Annotated in this window: 19 protein-coding genes and 1 riboswitch; of the genes, 9 read left to right on the forward strand and 10 right to left on the reverse strand. The window is 35.9% G+C overall.

Features of this window, described 5'->3' with window-relative positions; genetic code table 11:
• The first annotated feature begins 203 nt into the window (after positions 1 to 203).
• Complete coding sequence (locus tag DZ858_RS11535; protein ID WP_117159819.1) at positions 204 to 2,120, forward strand: transglutaminase domain-containing protein; 1,917 nt, start codon at positions 204 to 206, stop codon at positions 2,118 to 2,120.
• A 6-nt stretch (positions 2,121 to 2,126) separates the two neighbouring features.
• Positions 2,127 to 4,298 carry a DUF3857 domain-containing protein gene (locus DZ858_RS11540; protein WP_117159820.1) on the forward strand — a complete coding sequence of 724 codons (2,172 nt, stop codon included), beginning with the start codon at positions 2,127 to 2,129 and terminating at the stop codon, positions 4,296 to 4,298.
• A 2-nt stretch (positions 4,299 to 4,300) separates the two neighbouring features.
• On the opposite strand, the gene DZ858_RS11545 is transcribed toward DZ858_RS11540, so the two are convergent.
• The 6 genes from DZ858_RS11545 to DZ858_RS11570 form a co-directional block, all read right to left on the reverse strand.
• Entirely contained in the window at positions 4,301 to 4,858 is a 558-nt protein-coding gene (locus DZ858_RS11545) for an acyl-CoA thioesterase (RefSeq protein WP_117159821.1), read from the reverse strand.
• Positions 4,859 to 5,227 (reverse strand): 6-phosphogluconate dehydrogenase, encoded by a 369-nt coding sequence (locus DZ858_RS11550; protein WP_117159822.1) that lies wholly within the window; start codon positions 5,225 to 5,227, stop codon positions 4,859 to 4,861. It abuts the gene before it with no gap.
• 45 nt (positions 5,228 to 5,272) lie between these two features.
• Positions 5,273 to 6,598, reverse strand: coding sequence for a DNA recombination protein RmuC (gene rmuC, locus DZ858_RS11555; RefSeq protein WP_117159823.1), 1,326 nt, complete (start codon positions 6,596 to 6,598; stop codon positions 5,273 to 5,275).
• A gap of 121 nt (positions 6,599 to 6,719) precedes the next feature.
• Positions 6,720 to 7,514, reverse strand: coding sequence for an ABC transporter ATP-binding protein (locus DZ858_RS11560; RefSeq protein WP_117159824.1), 795 nt, complete (start codon positions 7,512 to 7,514; stop codon positions 6,720 to 6,722).
• On the reverse strand, positions 7,514 to 8,545 hold the full coding sequence (locus DZ858_RS11565; protein WP_117159825.1) for a FecCD family ABC transporter permease: 1,032 nt from the start codon (positions 8,543 to 8,545) through the stop codon (positions 7,514 to 7,516). The genes DZ858_RS11560 and DZ858_RS11565 overlap by 1 nt, the downstream gene beginning before the upstream one ends.
• 2 nt (positions 8,546 to 8,547) lie before the next feature.
• A complete protein-coding gene (locus DZ858_RS11570) occupies positions 8,548 to 9,702 on the reverse strand; it encodes an ABC transporter substrate-binding protein (protein ID WP_117159826.1) in 1,155 nt (384 codons plus the stop codon).
• A 50-nt stretch (positions 9,703 to 9,752) separates the two neighbouring features.
• Positions 9,753 to 9,961: riboswitch (cobalamin riboswitch) on the forward strand.
• A 33-nt stretch (positions 9,962 to 9,994) separates the two neighbouring features.
• Between DZ858_RS11570 and DZ858_RS11575 the strand changes: the two genes are divergently transcribed.
• Together DZ858_RS11575 and DZ858_RS11580 are read left to right on the forward strand one after the other, a co-directional pair.
• Complete coding sequence (locus DZ858_RS11575) at positions 9,995 to 11,827, forward strand: TonB-dependent receptor plug domain-containing protein (protein WP_117160427.1); 1,833 nt, start codon at positions 9,995 to 9,997, stop codon at positions 11,825 to 11,827.
• Between the two features lie 5 nt (positions 11,828 to 11,832).
• The gene (locus DZ858_RS11580; RefSeq protein WP_117159827.1) at positions 11,833 to 12,918 is read left to right on the forward strand and encodes a YncE family protein; all 1,086 of its coding nucleotides are present in this window, start codon (positions 11,833 to 11,835) and stop codon (positions 12,916 to 12,918) included.
• Between the two features lie 89 nt (positions 12,919 to 13,007).
• Here the strand turns inward: DZ858_RS11580 and DZ858_RS11585 are convergent, their stop codons facing one another.
• Entirely contained in the window at positions 13,008 to 14,411 is a 1,404-nt protein-coding gene (locus DZ858_RS11585; RefSeq protein ID WP_117159828.1) for a S41 family peptidase, read from the reverse strand.
• Between the two features lie 221 nt (positions 14,412 to 14,632).
• Here DZ858_RS11585 and DZ858_RS11590 point away from each other — a divergent pair, with 221 nt between their 5' ends.
• The 4 genes from DZ858_RS11590 to DZ858_RS11605 are packed head-to-tail and all read left to right on the forward strand — an operon-like array spanning position 14,633 to position 16,686.
• Positions 14,633 to 15,139, forward strand: coding sequence for an RNA polymerase sigma factor (locus DZ858_RS11590; protein ID WP_117159829.1), 507 nt, complete (start codon positions 14,633 to 14,635; stop codon positions 15,137 to 15,139).
• Positions 15,126 to 15,560, forward strand: a complete 435-nt coding sequence (locus DZ858_RS11595) for a hypothetical protein (RefSeq protein ID WP_117159830.1) — start codon at positions 15,126 to 15,128, stop codon at positions 15,558 to 15,560. The genes DZ858_RS11590 and DZ858_RS11595 overlap by 14 nt, the downstream gene beginning before the upstream one ends.
• Before the next feature lie 17 nt (positions 15,561 to 15,577).
• Positions 15,578 to 16,111: a DUF4252 domain-containing protein gene (locus DZ858_RS11600; RefSeq protein ID WP_117159831.1), complete on the forward strand. Its 534-nt coding sequence runs from the start codon at positions 15,578 to 15,580 to the stop codon at positions 16,109 to 16,111.
• Positions 16,112 to 16,116: 5 nt separating this feature from the next.
• Positions 16,117 to 16,686, forward strand: coding sequence for a DUF4252 domain-containing protein (locus DZ858_RS11605; RefSeq protein WP_117159832.1), 570 nt, complete (start codon positions 16,117 to 16,119; stop codon positions 16,684 to 16,686).
• 75 nt (positions 16,687 to 16,761) lie between these two features.
• On the opposite strand, the gene purB is transcribed toward DZ858_RS11605, so the two are convergent.
• From purB to DZ858_RS11620, 3 genes are all read right to left on the reverse strand, one after another.
• Positions 16,762 to 18,105, reverse strand: a complete 1,344-nt coding sequence (gene purB, locus DZ858_RS11610) for an adenylosuccinate lyase (RefSeq protein ID WP_117159833.1) — start codon at positions 18,103 to 18,105, stop codon at positions 16,762 to 16,764.
• A gap of 61 nt (positions 18,106 to 18,166) precedes the next feature.
• Positions 18,167 to 18,754, reverse strand: coding sequence for an adenylosuccinate lyase (locus DZ858_RS11615; RefSeq protein WP_117159834.1), 588 nt, complete (start codon positions 18,752 to 18,754; stop codon positions 18,167 to 18,169).
• Positions 18,751 to 19,437, reverse strand: a complete 687-nt coding sequence (locus tag DZ858_RS11620; RefSeq protein WP_117159835.1) for an SIR2 family NAD-dependent protein deacylase — start codon at positions 19,435 to 19,437, stop codon at positions 18,751 to 18,753. Before DZ858_RS11620 ends, DZ858_RS11615 begins: the two co-directional genes overlap by 4 nt.
• Positions 19,438 to 19,483: 46 nt before the next feature.
• Between DZ858_RS11620 and DZ858_RS11625 the strand changes: the two genes are divergently transcribed.
• Complete coding sequence (locus DZ858_RS11625; protein ID WP_117159836.1) at positions 19,484 to 20,143, forward strand: TrmH family RNA methyltransferase; 660 nt, start codon at positions 19,484 to 19,486, stop codon at positions 20,141 to 20,143.
• The last annotated feature ends 28 nt before the right edge of the window (positions 20,144 to 20,171 follow it).

Genomic DNA, 20,171 nt, shown 5'->3' on the forward strand with positions numbered 1-20,171 from the left:
TATCATCACTTTTTAAATACTATTCGCATTTCAAATAATCCTGTACTTTAAATTTTGGGTATGAAAATGAAAAAAATACTGCCGAAAGAACCCCCTTTATTGATAGTTCAAAAAACAACGATTTTTACAAATTATATAATCATAAGAGAATGAATTTAACATAATAGTGCCAAAGTTTTCTTAAAATTTTGTAAACTTGCCAAATGGCTAGAATATTTATTATCACTTTTTTTCTTGTTGGCATTACTGCTGGATTTTCACAAAAGGGGCTGGATCTTCTTGAAGACGACATTATAAAAGCCCAATATTTAAAGCAACAATATGAAGATGAGGATGTTGTGTTTCTTTATAAAAATGTGGACATAACATTTGATAAGAATAGAGACGGCTTAGTGGAAGTTACAAAAACTTCAAAAATTCATTTGATTAACATTTCGTCCACGGCACGACTACAATTTCCTGTTTTTTATGATTCAGAATCTGAGATTGAAGATTTTGATATTATGGAACGTACAGGGCAAAGTAAATCCTCTAGGATTTTTGATGAATATATTAATAGTGAAGACTTATTTCATTCAGATTATCGGGTAAAATATTCAAACTTAACCTTGCCGGTACAAGCAGCTACTTTCACCATTCTTACTGAAAAGAAAATTAAAGATATAAAGTATTTTACTTCTGAATATTTTTCAAGCTCAAAACGTGTCATTTCAGGAACATTAAATATTGAAGTTCCAGAATGGCTTAATTTAGATATAAAGGAATTTAATTTTGAAGGTTTTGATATTTCCAAAAAATCAGAACCTACTAGAAAAGGAAACCTCATAACCTTTAACTTTAATAATATTCCGCCACGCTCGATTGAGCCTTATGCACCTGGCCCTTCTTTTTTATATCCTCACGTATTGTTTGTTGCTAAATCTATTAACGATAAAAAAGACTCTAAGATATTGTTTAATAGTACAAGTGATCTTTATAAATGGTATAACAGCTTGGTAGAAAGTGTGGAAGTAGATTCGTCTGTATTTACCAATAAAGTGAAAGAGCTTACTGAAAATGCAACTTCAGATGAAGAAAAAATTAAAAATATATATTATTGGGTACAAGATAATATTAGATATATAGCTTTTGAGGATGGTATTGCTGGCTTTAAACCGGATAGTCCGCAGCAAGTTTTTGAGAAGCGATATGGGGATTGTAAAGGAATGGCTTTTTTAACTAAAGCTATGTTAGAACAAGCAGGCTTTGACTCCCGTCTTGTATGGATTGGTACAGATCGTCTCGCTTATGATTACTCTACGCCTTCGTTGTCTGTTGATAATCATATGATTTGCTCTGTATTGGTAGATGGTCAACCCATTTTTTTAGATGCAACAGAAAAGTATAACCGTTTTGGCGAGTATGCTTCACGTATTCAAAATAAACAGGCTATGATGCAAAGCCCTGATGAGGATGGATACAAATTAATAATGGTACCTCCTGTTTCAGAAGTATCAAATATGGACAAAACCAACTATTCACTTTCATTAGAAGGTGAAACGCTAGTTGGAAAAGCAATACGGTCTTATGTGTCAGAATGTCGAGTACAGTTTCAAAATAATTACTTAAGTCTAGCAAAAGGAGATCAAGATAAAGCTTTATCAGGCTATCTAGCGAGTGGTAATTCTAATTATAAGGTGAACGATATACAGCCTTTTGATTTTGAAAGTCGTGAAAAAGACTTAAATGTAGCCTACACTTTAAATATTGACAACGCTGTAGTTGAGTTTGATGGTGTTATGTATATAGATATTGACCCCATTAAAACAGGCTCTGAATATATTTTAACTGATAGAAAAGTAGATTTTAAATTACCCGTTAAACAAAAAAAGGTTGTCGAAATTTCTTTGGATATACCAGAAAACTACAAGGTTAAAGCACTTCCGAAAAGCCTTTCCATTTCAAATGATTTTATTGATATAGACGTGAATTACTCCCAAAAAGAAAATAAAATATATTTTACAAGAAATATAAATTTTAAAAAGCAATTGATTAAAAAAGGTGATTTTGAACAATGGAATAACTCTTTTTATCAACTGAAAGAAAATCTTTCTCAACAAATAACACTTGCCAAACTTTAAATTTTGATGAAACAAAATTATTTTTTGAGTTTACTGTTTATGGTAATCTCATTAGCAACTACTGCACAGACAAAAGAAGAAATAGAGCTTAATAATAGGTTTTGGAGCAATGACTCAAAAAAAAACATAACCGAAATACCTGAAAAATGGCAAAATGAAAGTGCTGTGATACTTTTTTACGAAGAAGGGTATACTTATACCAATAACGGAAAGAAAATGTATAACCCTTCATTTTTTCATCAACGGCTAAAACTTCAAGATAGGGCAGCGGTTGATAATTTTTCAGAATTTAAATATAAGAAAGATGAGCAGGTAGGTGCTGGTTTTTATAATTTCTTACAAGAAAAATCAACCGTTGGTATAAAAATTATAAAACCTAACGGAGATGAAAAAATATTAGATATCTCTTCAGAAAAGATTACACAAGATGAAGAAAATAAAATTGCAATCCCAGGATTGGAAGTAGGCGATATTTTAGATATATATATTTATGAAGATGATTTTTTACGTAGCAATACCGGAATTCATTACTATGAACCTGTTGAAAAGATACTAAGCACAGATTACCCTATTTTATACCGTAAACTTTCTTTGGAAGTAGAAAACGATTACTTTTTAAATATGGAATCGTTTAACGGAGCCCCAAAAATTGTAGAAGAAGAAACCGATAAACGTGCTACAAGAAAATACGTTTTAGAAGCAAGTGATATTGAAAAATCTGAATTTCCTAGATGGTTTTACCCTTTTGATGTGTTACCATCCTTAAAATTTCAAGTAACATTTGCTTTAAAGTCCATTAATGAAAATAATGCTGAAGTTTTTTTATCAGACGATGATGCTGAAAGAAAAGCCGATGTAACAAAAGAAGAAATACAAGAATATTACGGAGAACGATTTTCTGCAGATTCTAGAAGGTACGTAAGGGATGTTGTAGATTACCTTGAAGACAAGGGGATCACAGATAAAAGAGAACAAATAATTCAAGGCCTATATTACATTAGGCATATGAGTTTTAACCGGTTTATTGAGTTATACTTGGCGAGAGAAAATGAAATTAGATATTATGCAGAACCTTGTGATTCTGGATTTGTTGTACTCGATGAAGATCGTTTTGTAACATATATGGCAGGATTAGCAAAACAACTTGAAATAGATTATGATGTCATTGTCACTACACCAGACTTTAATGGAAGTCTAGAAAATTTACTAATAAGGAGTAATGTGGTCTGGGGAATTCGTTTCAATTTTACTGAACCATTATACCTTTTTTCTTTGACACCACATATTCAGCCTGAATATTTCCCTTCTTACCTTGAAGGTGTGAACGTTTATAAAATGAACGTAAAGAGAGACCGTAAGCTAGAGAATGTAAAAGTAGATAAGTTACCTCTTACAACCGCTAAAGAGAATAAAAGCGTTGAAAATATAGATATATCTTTTTCAACTGATTTCAAGAATATAAAAGTTAAAAGGGAATTACAGTTTTCGGGACATTTTAAAACAGAAAATCTAAGTACACATTTATTTTTTGGAGATTTTTTAGATGAAGAATTTGACCGCTACGGAACCAAACACTTTTACCATTGTAAAAAAAGACAACGTAATAATGATGAAGAGGCTCAAACAAAAATGAATTCTTTAATGGACAGTTACCGGGAACGGAAAGAAACGTACTTGGAAGAGCTTTCTTCCAATGTTTTTGACGTTGAGGTAAAAGATTATAGCTCAGAAGTTATAGAAGCTTCTAGGTATTCTAATGATCCATTAATAGTTAAGGATCAGTTTTCAATAAATGATGAATTTATAAAAAGGGCAGGACCCAACTACATAGTTGAAGTAGGCAAATTTATTGGTGGACAGGTTCAAATTAAAGATGATGAAATAGAAAGAAATGTAGGGGTTTATTTAGATTTTGCAAAAACGTATGAATATGTTGTTAACATAGATATTCCTGAAGGGTATGAAGTAGTAGGCTTAGATAAACTTCAGAAAAATGTAACTAATAATACCGGTATCTTTAAAAGCTCTGCTGTTATAGAGAATGGAGCATTAGTTTATACTACAACAAAAACCTATTCTAAAAGAAAATATACAGAAGAAGAATGGGATAGCATGTTACCTTGGTTAAAAACCGCTTATGACTTTAGCCAAGAGAAAGTTATGTTTAAAAAAGTATAAGTTTATTCTTTAGAATTAAAGGAAACAGTAACATTTTGATCCTTCAGTTCGTGTAAATGTTTTTCAACTTTAAATTCAGAAGCTTTAAAATCGTTTTGTCTATTCTTTTTAATTTTTAAACGGTGTGCGCTTTTTAAAAAACGCCTAATCTCTATTTTTGAGTCTAAAATTAAACCGGGAACTCCTACGTTATTGCCATCATCATCTTTGGCAACCATCGTAAAATAAGAAGAGTTACAGTGTTTTTTAACGCCCGTATGGATGTTTTCAGCCTCTACACGAATGCCAATAATCATGGAGGTTCTTCCCACATAATTCACCGATGCCTTCATTGTTACTAGTTCGCCAACTTCAATAGGGCTCAAAAAATTTACGGTATCTACCGAAGCGGTCACACAATAGTTTTTACTGTGTTTAGAGGCGCAAGCAAAGGCAATCTGGTCCATAAGTGATAAAATGTACCCACCGTGTATTTTTCCGCTGAAATTCGTGTGGGAGGGCAACATGAGTTGTGAAATGGTTACTTGCGATTCTTCTACGTGTTTATGGACTGTACTCATCTAATTTCTATTAAAGTGTGGTGAATTTTCTTGGGTAACATCGGTGACAAAATACTTGGTGTCGCCCCAAAAGAAAAAGGTGTCGTAGCGTTCAACATAACTCAGCTTTACGTAACTCCCTTGATATTCTTTTAATTTTTTGATCACATCGGCCTCTTGGTCCAAAACTGAAAACGAAAATATCTGTGCCCCGCTAATGCCTTGGCTTATTTCGCCTTCCCACGTTTTTACAATAACGCCCCTGTGGCTGAATTTTATAAGCTCGCCAGCCCGAGTACCTTCACTAAAAGTTACAAAATACACAAAGGCAAAGTAAGCTAAATACAATGCTAATAGGCTTCCTAAGATGATAAAGAGTATTTTTTTCATATCTATTCCTGTTGGGCAGGGGTGTTATTTAATTGCTAATATACATTATTCGTCATCATCGTTTTCCTCAGAACGCTTCAATAACTTACTATCAATGGTTTTACTGGCTTTGGCACCTAGTTTTTTTAATTTTTCTACCCGACGGACTAAATTTCCTTTTCCGGTGAGTTTTTTCATGGCACTTTCATAGCTGTTTTGTACGGTGCCAATTTGTTTGCCAATCTTAATTAATTCGTCTGTTAAATTGGTAAATGAGTCATATAATGCTCCTGCTTGTTTGGCAATATCCAGAGCATTTTGTTTTTGACGATCGTTTTGCCATAAATTATCTACCAAGCGTAAAGCTGCCAACAAGGTTGCTGGAGTTACAATGATCACTTGCTTATCGAAAGCTTGCTCGTATAAATTAGGTTCATGGGCTGAGGCAATAGCAAAGGCCGGTTCAATTGGGATAAACATAAATACTGTATCTGGACTTTCGTCAACTAGGTATTGGTAGTTTTTAGCACTTAGTTGCTCCACATGGCGTTTTATGGAAGCAATGTGTTGCTTTAAATGAACTTGCTTTTGTTCTTCATCTTCTTCAGAAACCAAACGTTCAAAATGTACCAAGGAAACTTTACTATCAATAATCATTTTCTTTCCATCGGGTAAGTGGATCATTACATCGGTCTGCAATCGTTTTCCTTCGGTAGTGGTGTGGCTATCTTGGATAGTATATTCACGGTCTTTCTCAAGTCCGGATTTTTCAAGGATTCGCGTTAAAATTAATTCGCCCCAATTACCTTGCATTTTGCTGTCACCTTTTAAGGCTTTGGTCAGGTTGTCGGCGTCCTTACTCATTTGTTGGTTGAGCTCAGAAAGGTGTTTTAATTGTTCTTTTAGTTCGCTATGGCGGCCTACACTTTCTTTGTTAGTGTCTTCCACCCGTTTTTCGAATACCTTTATTTTTTCCTGAAGCGGGTTCAGTAAAACCTCCAAACTCTCTTTGTTCTGTTTCGTAAATTTTGTCGATTTTTCTTCTAAGATTTTGTTGGCGAGGTTTTCAAATTCCTTAGTGAATTTTTCCTGAAGCTTTTCAACCTCGGCTTTTTGCTCCCTATTTTTTTCTTGTAAACTATCATATTCAGCACCCGTGCGGACTAATTGGTTTTTGAGGGCATCTTTTTCGCCTCGTATAGTTTCCCGTTCGGCTTCTACAGTGCCAATACGCTCTAGCAGTTTTTCTTCTTGGTTTAATAGTTGGTTGATGCGTTCTTCCAGTTTTCCGGTTTCGGTTTTCAGTTTTAGTCGTGCAAACAGATTGCCTAAAAAGGCACCTGCTAGAAGACAAACAGCGGCGAGCAGTAAAAATAATAGTGTTTCGTTCATTGAAAATTAACCTAAAGAGGTATTTTTTTTAAATTAATAAATAGAGGTTATCACCAATATCGTAAAGATACTAAATTGAAAACTACAGCATGAAAATAATAAGGAGACTTATCAAGAATGGTTACTTTTTAATACTAAATCGTCCTGTTGTTTTATCGAAATGAATGGTGTCCTTTGGAAAAAGCGCATCAAAATGACCAGCTTCAATTAAGTTACAAGGCGTATCAAAATAACTGGCTTTGTCTGTCATGACCATCATTTTATCACTCAGTTGAATGGCCAAATCTATTTCGTGAGTTGAAAATAAGACTGTTTTATTACTTTCTGAAACGAGTTTCTTCAATAATTTTAAAATATACGCACGATGGTATAAATCCAGATGCGTAGTAGGTTCATCGAGAATGATAATAGGTGTATCTTGTGCCAAAGCCCTTGCAATGGCTACTCGTTGCAACTGTCCGTCGCTCAATTCAAAACACTTTCTTTCGGCTAACGCTTGGGTTTCGGTGGCTTGAAGTGCTTTATTTACTGCCACTTTATCTTTGTCACTTAGTGTGCCCATCCAACTGGTGTAGGGTTGTCTTCCTAAAGAAATAAGTTCTAGAACAGTTAGATTTTTAGAAGCTGGTGGTTCGGTTAATACCACACTTATTTGATTGGCTAGTTCTAAAGTTGAATAGGCCTGCAAAGGCTTCCTCTTAATCAAAATGTTTCCAGAAAGCTTCGGTTGCATGCCAGCTAACGTTCTTAGTAATGTAGATTTACCAATTCCGTTAGCACCCACTAAACCGATTAGCTCTCCTTCAGAAAAACTGAAGTTTATGTTTTGTGAGACAGGTATTCCTTCTTTCTTCTTGAAATATCCTACACTTAAATTTTGTGCTTGTAAGGTGATATGTTTTGTTTCCGCAGCCATTAAAACAGCAATTTACGTTTTCTAACCAATAACCAAATTACAACTGGGGCGCCAATTAGAGATGTGATAGCATTTATAGGTAATGTATATTCACTAAAAGGAAGTTGTGCAATGGTATCGCATATCAACATTAATAGGCTACCAAAAATTAGGACCGCTGGAATTAAAACCAGATGATTGGAAGTTTTAAAAAACTGCCGTGCAATGTGCGGAACGGCCAAGCCTACAAAGGCTATGGGACCTGCAAAGGCGGTGATACTACCAGCTAACACACTAGTGGCAATGATGATTAAAAAGGTGGTGCGTTTTATATGGAGCCCCATACTCTTGGCGTAATTTTCCCCCAAAAGCAACGCATTTAACGATTTACTACTTATAACAGCAATTAACAGCCCTAAAAACGTACAACAGCTTAAAATTAAAATACCTTGCCACGATTGATTGCCTAAACTCCCAAAACTCCAAAAAATGTATTGCTGTAATTTTTCAGCATTACTGAAATAGGAGAGCACGGCTACCACTGCGGCGGTAACACTACCAAACATCAATCCTATAATCAATATCGCCATGGTATCTTTTACCCGAAACGTAACCATTAATACGGCTAAAAGAACTAAAAAGCTGCCTACAGCTGAGGCGATAACCAAGCTCCATTCGCTTACTAAAGCAGTTCCTAAAAAACCACCAAAAGCGCCAGCTCCTAAAATTAAAAGTGCCACGCCTAAACTGGCACCACTACTCAATCCTAGTACAAAAGGACCTGCCAAAGGGTTTCTGAAAAGGGTTTGCATAAGCAACCCAGAAACTGCGAGTCCGCCACCTGCCAAAACAGCGGTTATGGCTTTGGGTAATCTATAATCGATGATAATATAATTCCAGGTTTCTTTGGAAGCATTACCACCAAAAATCCCTTTTATTACTTCATCCAAAGGAATAGAAACCGATCCTAAACTTAAATTCACCAGAAAAGCTGCAAATAAAAAAAGGCATAAGATTATAAAATAAGCCCGATATGTTTGGGTGGTTTGCATACTTATTTCAATTTACTAAAAAAGTACAATTCGTGCTCTGGAAGCACTTCTGGGTGTAGTATTTTAATAATGTCTTTTAGCACAATGTCTGGACGGTTGGGTGCCAACTCGTAATAAACTACGCCGCCTGTTTCGCCCAACAAGGTTGTGTTTGAATAGATATTGTTGTTTTGATACGCTGAAAACTCACTATACACCGAGTGCGCATCTTTTAGTTGTTGTTTACTGGAAAATTGCCCGGGACCAATCCAAAAATCGGCGTCTTTTCCTTTTTCAAGCACAGATTCCAAATTTAGGGAAAGGCTCCCCGTACCTTCGGTATCGTTCCATAAATAAGTTCCGTTGGCATCTTTTATAAATTGCGCACCCCAACTACCGCCTTTAGGCATATACCAAACGTCTTTAAACATGGCCCCGCTAATAACAGTAGGTGAGGTAGTTGCTTTTGCAGCTTTTTCTTTTGCTGAAATATAATTAGTTTCAATTTCTGTAAAAATACTATCTGCTTTTTGTTCTTTATTGAATAATGCTCCAAAAAATTTAATCCACTCTGCTTTCCCTAACGGGGATTGCTCGGTCCAATCTGAATTATAAAAAACAGGAATTCCAGTTTTTTCAATAGTGGAGACGGTTTTGTTATTTCCTTCCACCGCAAAGGTTACTACCAAGTCAGGATTTAAATCAATCAGCACTTCAGTATTAATAGATTCGTTTTTACCTAACTCTGTAATATCGCCTGCATCAATTCGTTTTCTTGTTTCTTCAGAAGAAATATAAGCCAGGTTTGGAAACCCGATTAACGATTTCGTTTCGCCTAACATCTCTAACGAAGGAATATGCGTTGTTGAGGTTACTACAATGTTTTTTACCGGAACAGTAACAATTGCATCGAAGTCAGAACCTTCTGGAAGTGAATTTTTTTCGTCAACCAAAGCGTATGTAAACTCTGTATCGGTGTCAGGCCACGGTTCTTTTAAGGTAATTACCTTGTACCCGTCGTATTTGTCAATTGTAAATCCGTTTGCATAGTTGATGGCAACCTGCTTTTCTTTTTTGTTTTGAGAAGTGGTTTCAGATTCAGTTTGGGTTGATTTTTTGTTCTCCTTACACGAAAAAAGAAGAAACAAAACGGAGGTAAGTAAGACGAATTTTTGCATATCCAAAAATAAAGATTTTTGTTTGGGTGGTGCAACGAAAATAAAATCTTATTTTTGCAGCGAATTTTGGTGAGTATCTCTACCAACGAGTAAAGATTCTCTTAAAAAGGGAATTCGGTTATAATCCGAAGCTGTTCCCGCAACTGTACGCCGTCTCAATTTTTTGAGATTATGAAAACTTCACCACTGTGTTTTTATTAGCACGGGAAGGTTCATAGAAAAGGTAAGCCAGGAGACCTGCCAAGATTTGTTAACGAAACAAAACAACCTTCGGGAAAAAGGTTTTTGGTGTATGAAACATTCTATATTCCTGTTTTTAGCAACTTTTGTGTTTGTCTCTACATTGTATGGACAAGATAAGCCTATTGATTTAGGGGAAGTGCTGATTGTAGCCGACACTAAGCTGGAAGATTTTAGCAATACCCAAGAAACGACAATCCTTACCGATAGTATTATACGAAAAAGTAAACCCTCGCTCACTAATTTACTGAACACCAATACCACCATTTATTTTAAAGAAAACGGGGCCGGAATGGTCTCTTCTCCCTCTTTTAGAGGGACTACTGCGCAACAAACGGCTGTCGTTTGGAATGGTATCAACATTAATTCGCAATTAAATGGGCAAACCGATTTTAACACCATCAATCCAACGGTATTTGATAAACTGACTGTAAGAAGTGGTGGTGGAAGCGTGCTCTACGGAAGTGGTGCCATTGGCGGAACTATTCATCTAACTAACACGCTAAGTTATAAAAAAGGATTCCGGAACTCGGTGTCGTTAGATTATGGAAGCTTTGACACCTATGCTGTTACGTATACTGGGGAAGTGGTAACAAATAAATTCAGCACTAAAATAGCTGTTAATCGGAGCGGTTCTGAAAATGATTTTGAATATGTAGAAAAAGAAGGTAAAAATTTAAACGGATCATTTTACAATACAAGTGTTAACACCACTATTGGCTATAAAATCGATGAAGTCAACTCACTGACCTTGTATAATTATGTTTATGATGGTGAGCGTCACTTTTCATTGATTTTCCCCTCGGAATTACCTACTAAATATAAGGATTTCAACACTCGAAATTTATTGGAATGGAAAGGAAATTATGCTGATTTTACTTCAAAATTGAAGTTTGCTTACATAACCGAAGAATATAAATACTTCCCCAGTATAGCGAAGTCTAATTTTTCTACCGCCAACGTAGAAAGTTTTGTAGCGAAGTACGATGCCGGTTTTACTATTTCTGAAGACATACAAGTAAATGGCGTACTAGATTTTACCCAAAATAAAGGCGAAGGAACCAATATTCAGCAAGAAACCCGAAATATCACTGCTTTTAATTTGCTGCTGAAACATCAAGTATCGAATCGATTTTTATATGAAATTACCGCTCGCAAAGAGATTACCAATACCTATGAGAGTCCGTTTTTGTATTCGGCCGGAGCGAGTTTTAAAGCAACCGATTTTTACACAATTAAGGTAAATACCTCTAAAAATTTCAGAATACCGACGTTTAACGATTTATACTGGCAAGGAAGCGGGAACCCAGATTTAAAACCAGAAACCTCGTACCAAGCCGAATTAGGAAACCACTTCAACTTTCAAAATTTTGAAATAGGAGTCACCACCTATTATAATGCGTTGCAGGATATGATTAGGTGGCTGCCTAATGGTTCTGCTTGGATGCCGGTAAATACTGATAGGGTAAAGATTTACGGACTTGAAAGCCAGTTAGGTTGGAACCATACAATTGGCAAACATCATTTTTCGGCAAACGCAACCTATGCATACACGGTTTCAAAAAACGATAAAACCGAAAAGCAATTAATTTACGTGCCCTATCACAAAGGGACGGCTACGCTTGGATATGCTTTAGATCGACTTTCAGCGTATTATCAATTATTGTACGTGGGCGAGGTGTTTTCCAATTCAGATAACGATCCTGAGTTTAATGTTGATGCTTACAATATATCAACAGTAGGATTGGATTATTCCTTCGGAAAAAATAAAAATTACACATTAGGTTTTACAGTACGTAACCTATTGAATACAGCATACGAGAGTGTTGCCAGTAGAGCAATGCCCGGAAGAAATTACAATTTACATATAAACCTTAATTTTTAAATGCAATGAAAAAAATAACAAGTCTATTAATTTTAGCTTTAGTAGTATCCATTAGTTTATCATCGTGTAGCAGTGATGATGATGCACCTATTACCGAAGAAGAGGAAGAAGAAATTCCTTTAGGAGATTACGAAAATGGATCGTTTATACTTAACGAAGGAAATGGAAATCCTGCAACAGCATCCATCGCCTTTTTAGGTGATGACGGAGTTTTGGTAAATGATATTTTTAGAAGTGTCAATCCTGATGCAGAAGAAATAGGTAGCTTTTTGCAAAACATTTTTTTCGACGACACCCGTGCGTTTATCATTTCAGGATCGGCCAATAGTGTAACCGTTTTAGACAGATATACATTTGAATACATTGAAACAGTAACAGGTGATTTTGAAGCTCCTCGGTATGGTGCCGTAGCTAATGGCTTTGCTTATGTGACCAACACCGGTGATTATGCAACTGGCGATGATGACTTTTTTACGGTAATCAATCTTCAAGACTACAGTACAACTCGAATTGACCTTAGTAATTGGTCTGAAAAAGTGTTGGAAGAAAACGGAAAATTATACATAGCAAACGGTTATTACGGAGATGGGAACTCTATTTCTGTTTTTAACGCACAAAACAATACCGTTGAAGCGACTATAGACCTTGGTCCTAACAACTCTCCAAATTCCATTAAGGTTGAAGATGGGGTGTTATACGTGTTGACGTCCGGATTTGACGTACAATCTAAGGTGTTTGAAATAGACCTCGCTAGCAATGAAATAGCCGATACGGTTGCAGTTCCTTCAGAAATAGGAAGAGCCAGTAATTTGGTGGTTGAAGATGATTTAGTATACTTCACTTCTGGAGCTTCTGTGTATAGTGTTGGTGTTGATGAAAACGACATCTCTACAGAGCCAGTATTAACGTATGAATCTAATTCAGAATACGGTGTTATGTACGGTTTTAACGTGGAAGAAGATGGTATTTATATAAGCGATGGCGGTGATTTTTCATCAAACAGCAAAGCTTTTAAATACAGCTTGGACGGAATGTTATTAGAAACATATACCGTAGGAGTTGGTCCAAACGGATTTTATGAGAATGACTAATTAATTAGTTTCATTTTTTGTTTAGCAAGCCGCCTGATGTAAAATTAGGCGGTTTTTTATTTTCCTGACAAGGTATTGAGTTGATTGGTTTAGTGTTCAGCTAACATAATTTGGTATAAAGGTGAGTTTGCTTTGCTGCTTGATATTTCCTTTAAATCATTAAAAACATTCCGTGAAGCAGGTTTAGGAAAACCAGGCACGATTTCGGAAAGGGCAGTGGCTAAAAAAGGTTCGTTTACATCGCCTAACATGCCTAAATTGGCGTAATCTTCATCCATAGCGATGTCTGGCGTTAATCCATCCACATAATCGGTGTTTCCTGCAGTGTTTGCAGTTTTAAAAACCAACGGTAACATAGCATACGTGTGATTTGGATTTGCATTACTACGTCTAAACCCTGGTGCAGGAGCATCATATAATAAAAAGGAGGCTTGAAATTTCCCGGTCGTATTTTGTCCAATTTGTATTACATTTATATAAGGATTAAGACTGTTGATGACCAATTCACTTGCCGATGCCGTCCGTCCAGTCGTTAAAATGTAAACATTGGTTAATTGTAAACTATTTGTTGCAGTTCCATCACTGATAGATGAATCAAAAAGACCATTTTCAGCATATTCATCTTGGCGGTCTGGATTCCATTGTTCGGTATAAAAAAGTTCCCCATTAAACTGACCGGTGATCATACTGGCCAGATCGACAGCTGTTTCTACAGCGCCACCCCCATTGTAACGAAGGTCTAATACCAAATCGGTTATGCCATCTGCTTGTAAAGAGCCAAAAGCAGCATTGAGGTCGTTATCAAAATCTCTAGTAAAGCTATTATACATTATATAACCGATTTTTTGACCTTGAACGTCTAATGTTTTTGCTATATAAACAGGATTTTCGGTGTATTGTTGTTTTGTTAGTGATACTGTTTCGCCGGTTGAGGTGACAGTTGTGCCATTAAAAGTAGCTAGACCAATGCTATAGGAGTTTTGGGATAACAGCTCAGAGAAATTGTTTTCAGTAAGTTGTTGACCATCTATCGTGCTAAAAATATCACCACGCTGTAATCCTGCGTTTTCTGCATCGGTGTTAGGCAACACATAGCGTACGTAACCAAATACATTTGTTGGGTTGTTTGGGTAGCGTACTAAACCATATTCCATTCCATTGCTTTCTGAAACTCCAGAAAGTGAATTTTCCAACTCTATATAATCATCTACTAAAATACTGAATCGGTCTTCTGGTACTGTTAAAAAATCGAACAAGCTTTCAGGCGAATCATAACTACTTAAAAAGTTATTCAGTTCTTGTTCATTTGAAAAAGCATCATCGGCAAGTTCTGGTTTGTCCGCTTTATAGAGGTAGAAAAAATTGAGGCCGCGATAAATGAAATTCTGAATTTCTAATTCTGAAGCAGTACGTGGGTTGTCATCTGAATCTTCAAAACAAGAAGTAAATAAACCAGTGGTGATCAATAAAAGCAGTATAAGTTTCTTTTTCAAGGTGTTGGGGTTTTTGTTTTATTTAGTCTAATAACCCTAAAATACTTACAATATTGTAAATATGAAAATTACGGGTTTAGAATCATTTTCTGAATCAAATATAATATATCTACTGTTTACTTGTAGTTTTATTGTTTCAGAAATAAAAATGTAACAAAAGTTATAGTTGTTCGTCGTAATTATAGAGAGCCATAACAAAGCTTTCTAACAACCACCAAAAAATGAAACAAAAAGAATTTATAGCAACCGTGCTTCCTTTTAAGGATAAACTGTATCGTCTTGCAAAGCGAATTCTTGTTTCGGGCGATGAAGCTGAAGATGCAGTACAAGAAGTGTATTTGAAATTATGGAAAGGAAGAAATAAAATTTCAAACTATAAAAACCCAGAAGCGTTTGCCGTGACCATGACAAAAAATTATTGTCTAGATCGGTTAAAATCGAAACAGGCTTCTAATTTAAAGATTGTACATAGCAATTATAAGACTTCAGAAAATATAGAAAAGAAGATTGAAGCAAATGATGGGGTACAATTGGTTTTTAGAATAATGGAAACCTTACCTGAACAACAACGTATTATATTGCAGCTGCGAGATGTAGAACAGTTTGAATTTTCAGAAATCGCAAAAATGTTGGATAGTACCGAAACAGCAGTGCGCGTAAATTTATCCCGAGCCAGAAAAGCGGTGCGAGAAGAATTGATTAAAAAACACAATTATGGAATTAGCTAGAATAGAAAAATTACTAGATGCCTATTTTGAAGGCAATACCAGCCTTGCTGAAGAAGCTATTTTGCGAGACTATTTTGCTCAAAACGAAGTAGCTCCTCATTTAGCAGCTTACAAACCTATGTTTGATGGTTTTACTCTTGCCAAGAAAGAGGTTTCTAAACGAGATGTACAGGTAGCAGAAAAACAATTTACAGTAAGAAGATGGTGGTATGGTGTTGCAGCTTCAGTAGTAATTGCCATTGGTGTAGCTGGATTTGTGTTTTCTGAAACACAACTAACGCAAGAAGAACAAGAAGCATTAATCGCGTTTGAAAAAACAAAAGAAGCGATGCAAATGATGTCTCAAAACTTTAACCAAGGAGCCGAAGAACTCAGTTATATATCAACATTTACACAAACAAAAAACAAAATTTTAAAATAACCCTTAACTATATAAAAATGAAAAAGTCACTTATTTTAATTGCTTTAATAGCAGTACCTTTTTTCGCTTCGGCGCAAAAAGCATTCGATATCTTCGAAGATGAAAAGGATGTAACCTCCTTTGTTGCTACCAAAAATATGTTCAAACTCCTTAGTAAAATGGATTTTGATTCCAATGATCCCGAGGTAAAAGAATACCTAGATTTGATAAACAACTTGGATAACATCAAGATATTTACTACTGAAAATGTTTCCGTTGCTTCAAAAATGAACGATGCAGTTTCAAAGTATACTTCAGGGAATTCTAGCCTTTCTGAGCTAATGCGGGTAAAAGATGATGGTAAAAACATCAAGTTTTATTCAAAAGAAGGCAAAAACTCGAATCACGTGAGCGAATTATTGATGCACCTTACCGGAAATCTTGATGGGAAAGAACGTACTGTAATTATGAGCATTACCGGAGATATAGATCTTAAAAAGGTATCGAAACTCACTAAAGACCTAAACGTTCCTGGAAGCGATGCATTAAAAAACCTTGACGATAAAAAATAATAATTATGACACTAGCAAAATATATATTAGGTATTACCTTAGCGAGCCTTGCACTATTTTCTTGCGACAACTCAGAATCCTTACAACAATATTTAGTTGATAAACAGGATGACGATAAATTCTTAAAAGTGGATTTAGCCACCAGTTTGTTGCAAAATGAAAATAACAACCTTACACAAGAAGAAAAGGATATTCTGGCAACCGTAAAGAAGATAAACGTTGTTGCGTATCCTTTAAAAGGAGAGAACACCACTGATTACCAAACTGAAAAAGACAAGGTGAAGTCTATTCTTGCAGAAGAAAAGTACAAAACCCTCCTTAAAATGGGCTCTAACAATCGTGGCGCTACGTTAAAATACATTGGAGAAGAAGATGCTATTGACGAACTTATTGTCTTTGCTAGTGACGAAGAACGCGGTTTTGCCGTATTCAGATTGTTAGGCGACAAGATGCGTCCTGATAAAATGATGAAATTAATGAACTCTATTGACAACGGTGATATTAACATAGACCAATTGAGTGGAATAGGAGATATCTTAAGTATGGGAACTGATAGTTCTGCTACTAAAAAGTAAAACGCACTACCTACATTCCATAAAAAAAGCTTCAGATAATTTCTGAAGCTTTTTTTATGTTACATTGTTTGGTAATTAAATTCCTGTATAATTTGAAGGCGTTATGACTCGCATTTCTTCTTTAACCGCTTCGGAAACTTCCAAGGTTTCAATAAAATCGGCCATTGATTGTTTTGTGATGGCTTCGTTGGTTCTGGTTAAACCTTTTAGTGCCTCATAAGGGTTTGCATACCCTTCTCTTCGTAAAATAGTTTGAATGGCTTCGGCTACTACGGCCCAGTTTTTTTCTAAATCTTCCTTAAACTTGGGTTCATTTAACAATAACTTATTCAATCCTTTTAACGTAGATTGAAAACCGATTAAAGTATGTCCAATCGGTACACCAATGTTTCGTAAAACCGTACTATCGGTTAAATCACGTTGCAAGCGACTAATAGGTAATTTAGCTGAAAGATGTTCAAAAATTGCATTGGCAATCCCTAAATTTCCTTCACTATTTTCAAAATCGATTGGGTTTACTTTATGTGGCATAGCCGAAGAGCCTACTTCGCCTTTTTTAATTTTTTGCTTAAAGTAATCCATGGAAACGTAACTCCAAATATCACGATCCAGATCGATTAAAATGTTGTTGATTCTTTTTAAACAATCAAACAAAGCCGCCATATGGTCATAATGCTCAATTTGCGTGGTAGGGAAGGAGTGGTGTAATCCTAATTTGGATTGCACAAAATTTTGTCCAAACGCTTTCCAGTCTACAGAAGGATACGCAACTTTATGAGCATTGAAATTTCCTGTAGCGCCACCAAATTTAGCAGCACTTTTAATATTATCAAGCAAATCGAATTGTTCTTCTATCCGAGTTACAAAAACGTCAATTTCTTTCCCTAGACGAGTGGGGGAGGCCGGTTGACCGTGTGTACGCGCTAACATTGGGATGTTTGCCCAGTTTTCAGCCAACTCTTTAAGCTTCTTTTTCACATCAAGCAATAAAGGCACATACACCTCGTTCATCGCTTCTTTTAAAGACAATGGAATAGCTGTGTTGTTTATGTCTTGCGATGTTAAACCAAAGTGGATAAACTCTTTAGATTTTTCCAATCCTAACCCGTCAAACTTTTCTTTTATAAAATACTCAACCGCTTTTACATCGTGGTTGGTTACTTTTTCTGTGTCTTTTATTTTTTGAGCATCTTCTGTGGAAAAGTTGGTGTATAACTCCCGAAGTGCTTCAAATTTTGAGGTGTCAAAATCACTTAACTGAGGCAGCGGAAGTTCTACCAAAGCGATAAAATATTCAACTTCTACCTGTACTCGGTATTTTATGAGTGCTTCTTCAGAAAAGAAAGGGATAAGACCTTTCGTTTTCGATGCGTATCGACCATCTATTGGTGAAATTGCTTGTAATGCGTTGTTAGCCATGGATTGAAATTTAAAGGTGCAAAGATACTAATTTTTAACACCTAAAGAGTCGATTTTCACTTCAGTTTACACGTCTTTTTTTCTGAAATGTATTAATCTGCTTAATCGTATTTTTTCCTCTGGCTTTGTAACCTGCACTACCAAGATGTATGTTTTGTTCAATGATTTGTTTTAACTCTGAGTGGATCCATTCAAATTCAGTTCCTAAGTAGAATAAAGCCGTCATCGCCCGCGCTTGGCAGGCTATTTTTTTATCGGTTATCAACCAATCGAAACAACATTCAACCATTATTTTTTTATATGCTTCGGAAAAATAAGAACCTATCTTTTCTTCTTTCTTTTTATAATATGAAATTGTAATTAGCTCACAAATATGTGCCAACGGTCTAAGGGTTTGATCACGAGTTATGGTAGGCAGCTTTTCAAAAAATAAATTTAAATGTGGCAGTAAGAGTTCTGGCTTCTCTAAATACACAAATTCCAATACCCAGGCAGCTTTGTATGATAACTCATCTTTAGCTGTAAGACAGTATGTGAGTAGCTCGCCAAAGGTTTCAGGATGTACAATTACCCAATGCGCAGCATCTAATCGGTTTTTTCGGTATGCTTTTGTGTAAGAGAGTTGCTGTAATAATCCAGAATCACTCATGAGCCAGCTAATTTTTCAATCTCGGCAATTACTTTTGGAACTCCTGTAGATGCTTTTTCGGCAAAAACAGAAATGCGTTCAGATGAAGAAATAGAAGGATTAGGATCAACAAAAAACACAGGCACGTTATCTGAAGCAAATTGAAGCAATCCCGCAGCAGGATATACTTGCATAGATGTACCCACGATAATTATAACATCTGCTTTACTTACATAATGCATTGCTTCGTCCATCATCGGGACCATTTCACCAAACCAAACCACGTGCGGACGAAGTTGGTGGTTTTCATCGCAACAATCACCAAGGTTGAGGTCTTTTTTCCAATCTAAAACCGTGGTTTCGTTTCCAGTACTGTGTACTTTCAGCAATTCGCCATGCAGGTGAACCACGTTAGTGCTTCCTGCCCGTTCGTGTAAATCGTCTACATTTTGGGTTATGATGGTTACTTCGTGGTTTTTCTCCAAATCAACCAGTGCTTTGTGAGCTGCGTTGGGCTGTACTTCTAGCAATTGTTTTCTTCGTTTATTATAAAAATCTAATACCAACTCAGGGTTTTTGGCGAAACCCTCGGGGGAGGCCACTTCCATAATATCATGGTTTTCCCATAAACCATTACTATCCCTAAATGTATTAATTCCACTTTCTGCACTTACTCCGGCGCCAGTTAAGACTACAATATTCATTGATCTATTTTTTATATCTTCGTTTTTTTAAAAATACTTATTTCTATTGGATTCTCAGCTTTTAAAATACCTACAAAACCATATTACCGATAGGCGCCAAGAACTTTTTAAAGAGGTGTTGGCTAAGCGAACTCGACATTTTACTGTGGTGACTGAAGATGTATATCAACTGCATAATACGAGTGCCGTGATGCGAACCTGCGATGTGTTTGGCATTCAAGACTTGCATGTTGTGGAAGAGAAACTGGGTAAGCGAGTGGATCGAGAAATTGCAATGGGCGCCCAGAAGTGGGTGAGTTTAAACCGGTACGATTCTATTGCAAGTTGTATGGAAAACCTGAAAAGTCAGGACTACCAACTTATTGCCACTACGCCACATAACGAATCGACTATTTTACATGAGTTTGATGTAACCAAAAAAAGCGCTTTTTTCTTCGGAAAAGAACGCGAAGGGTTAAGCGATACGGTTTTAAATAATGCGGATGGGTATTTGAAAATACCGATGTATGGTTTTACGGAAAGCCTGAATATTTCGGTTTCCGCAGCCATTATTTTACAAGATGTGGTAACGCGACTTAAACAAAGTGATATTGATTGGCAACTTTCTAAAGAAGAAAAGTATGAAATTGAGTTACTATGGACAAAGAACACTCTAAAAAGTTCCGAAGAAATAATTAAAAGGTATCAAGAACAGAAAAAGCAGTAAATTAGATGCTAGATGCTAGATGCTAGAT

The sequence above is a fragment of the Marixanthomonas ophiurae genome (assembly GCF_003413745.1).
Classification (GTDB): Bacteria; Bacteroidota; Bacteroidia; order Flavobacteriales; family Flavobacteriaceae; genus Marixanthomonas; species Marixanthomonas ophiurae.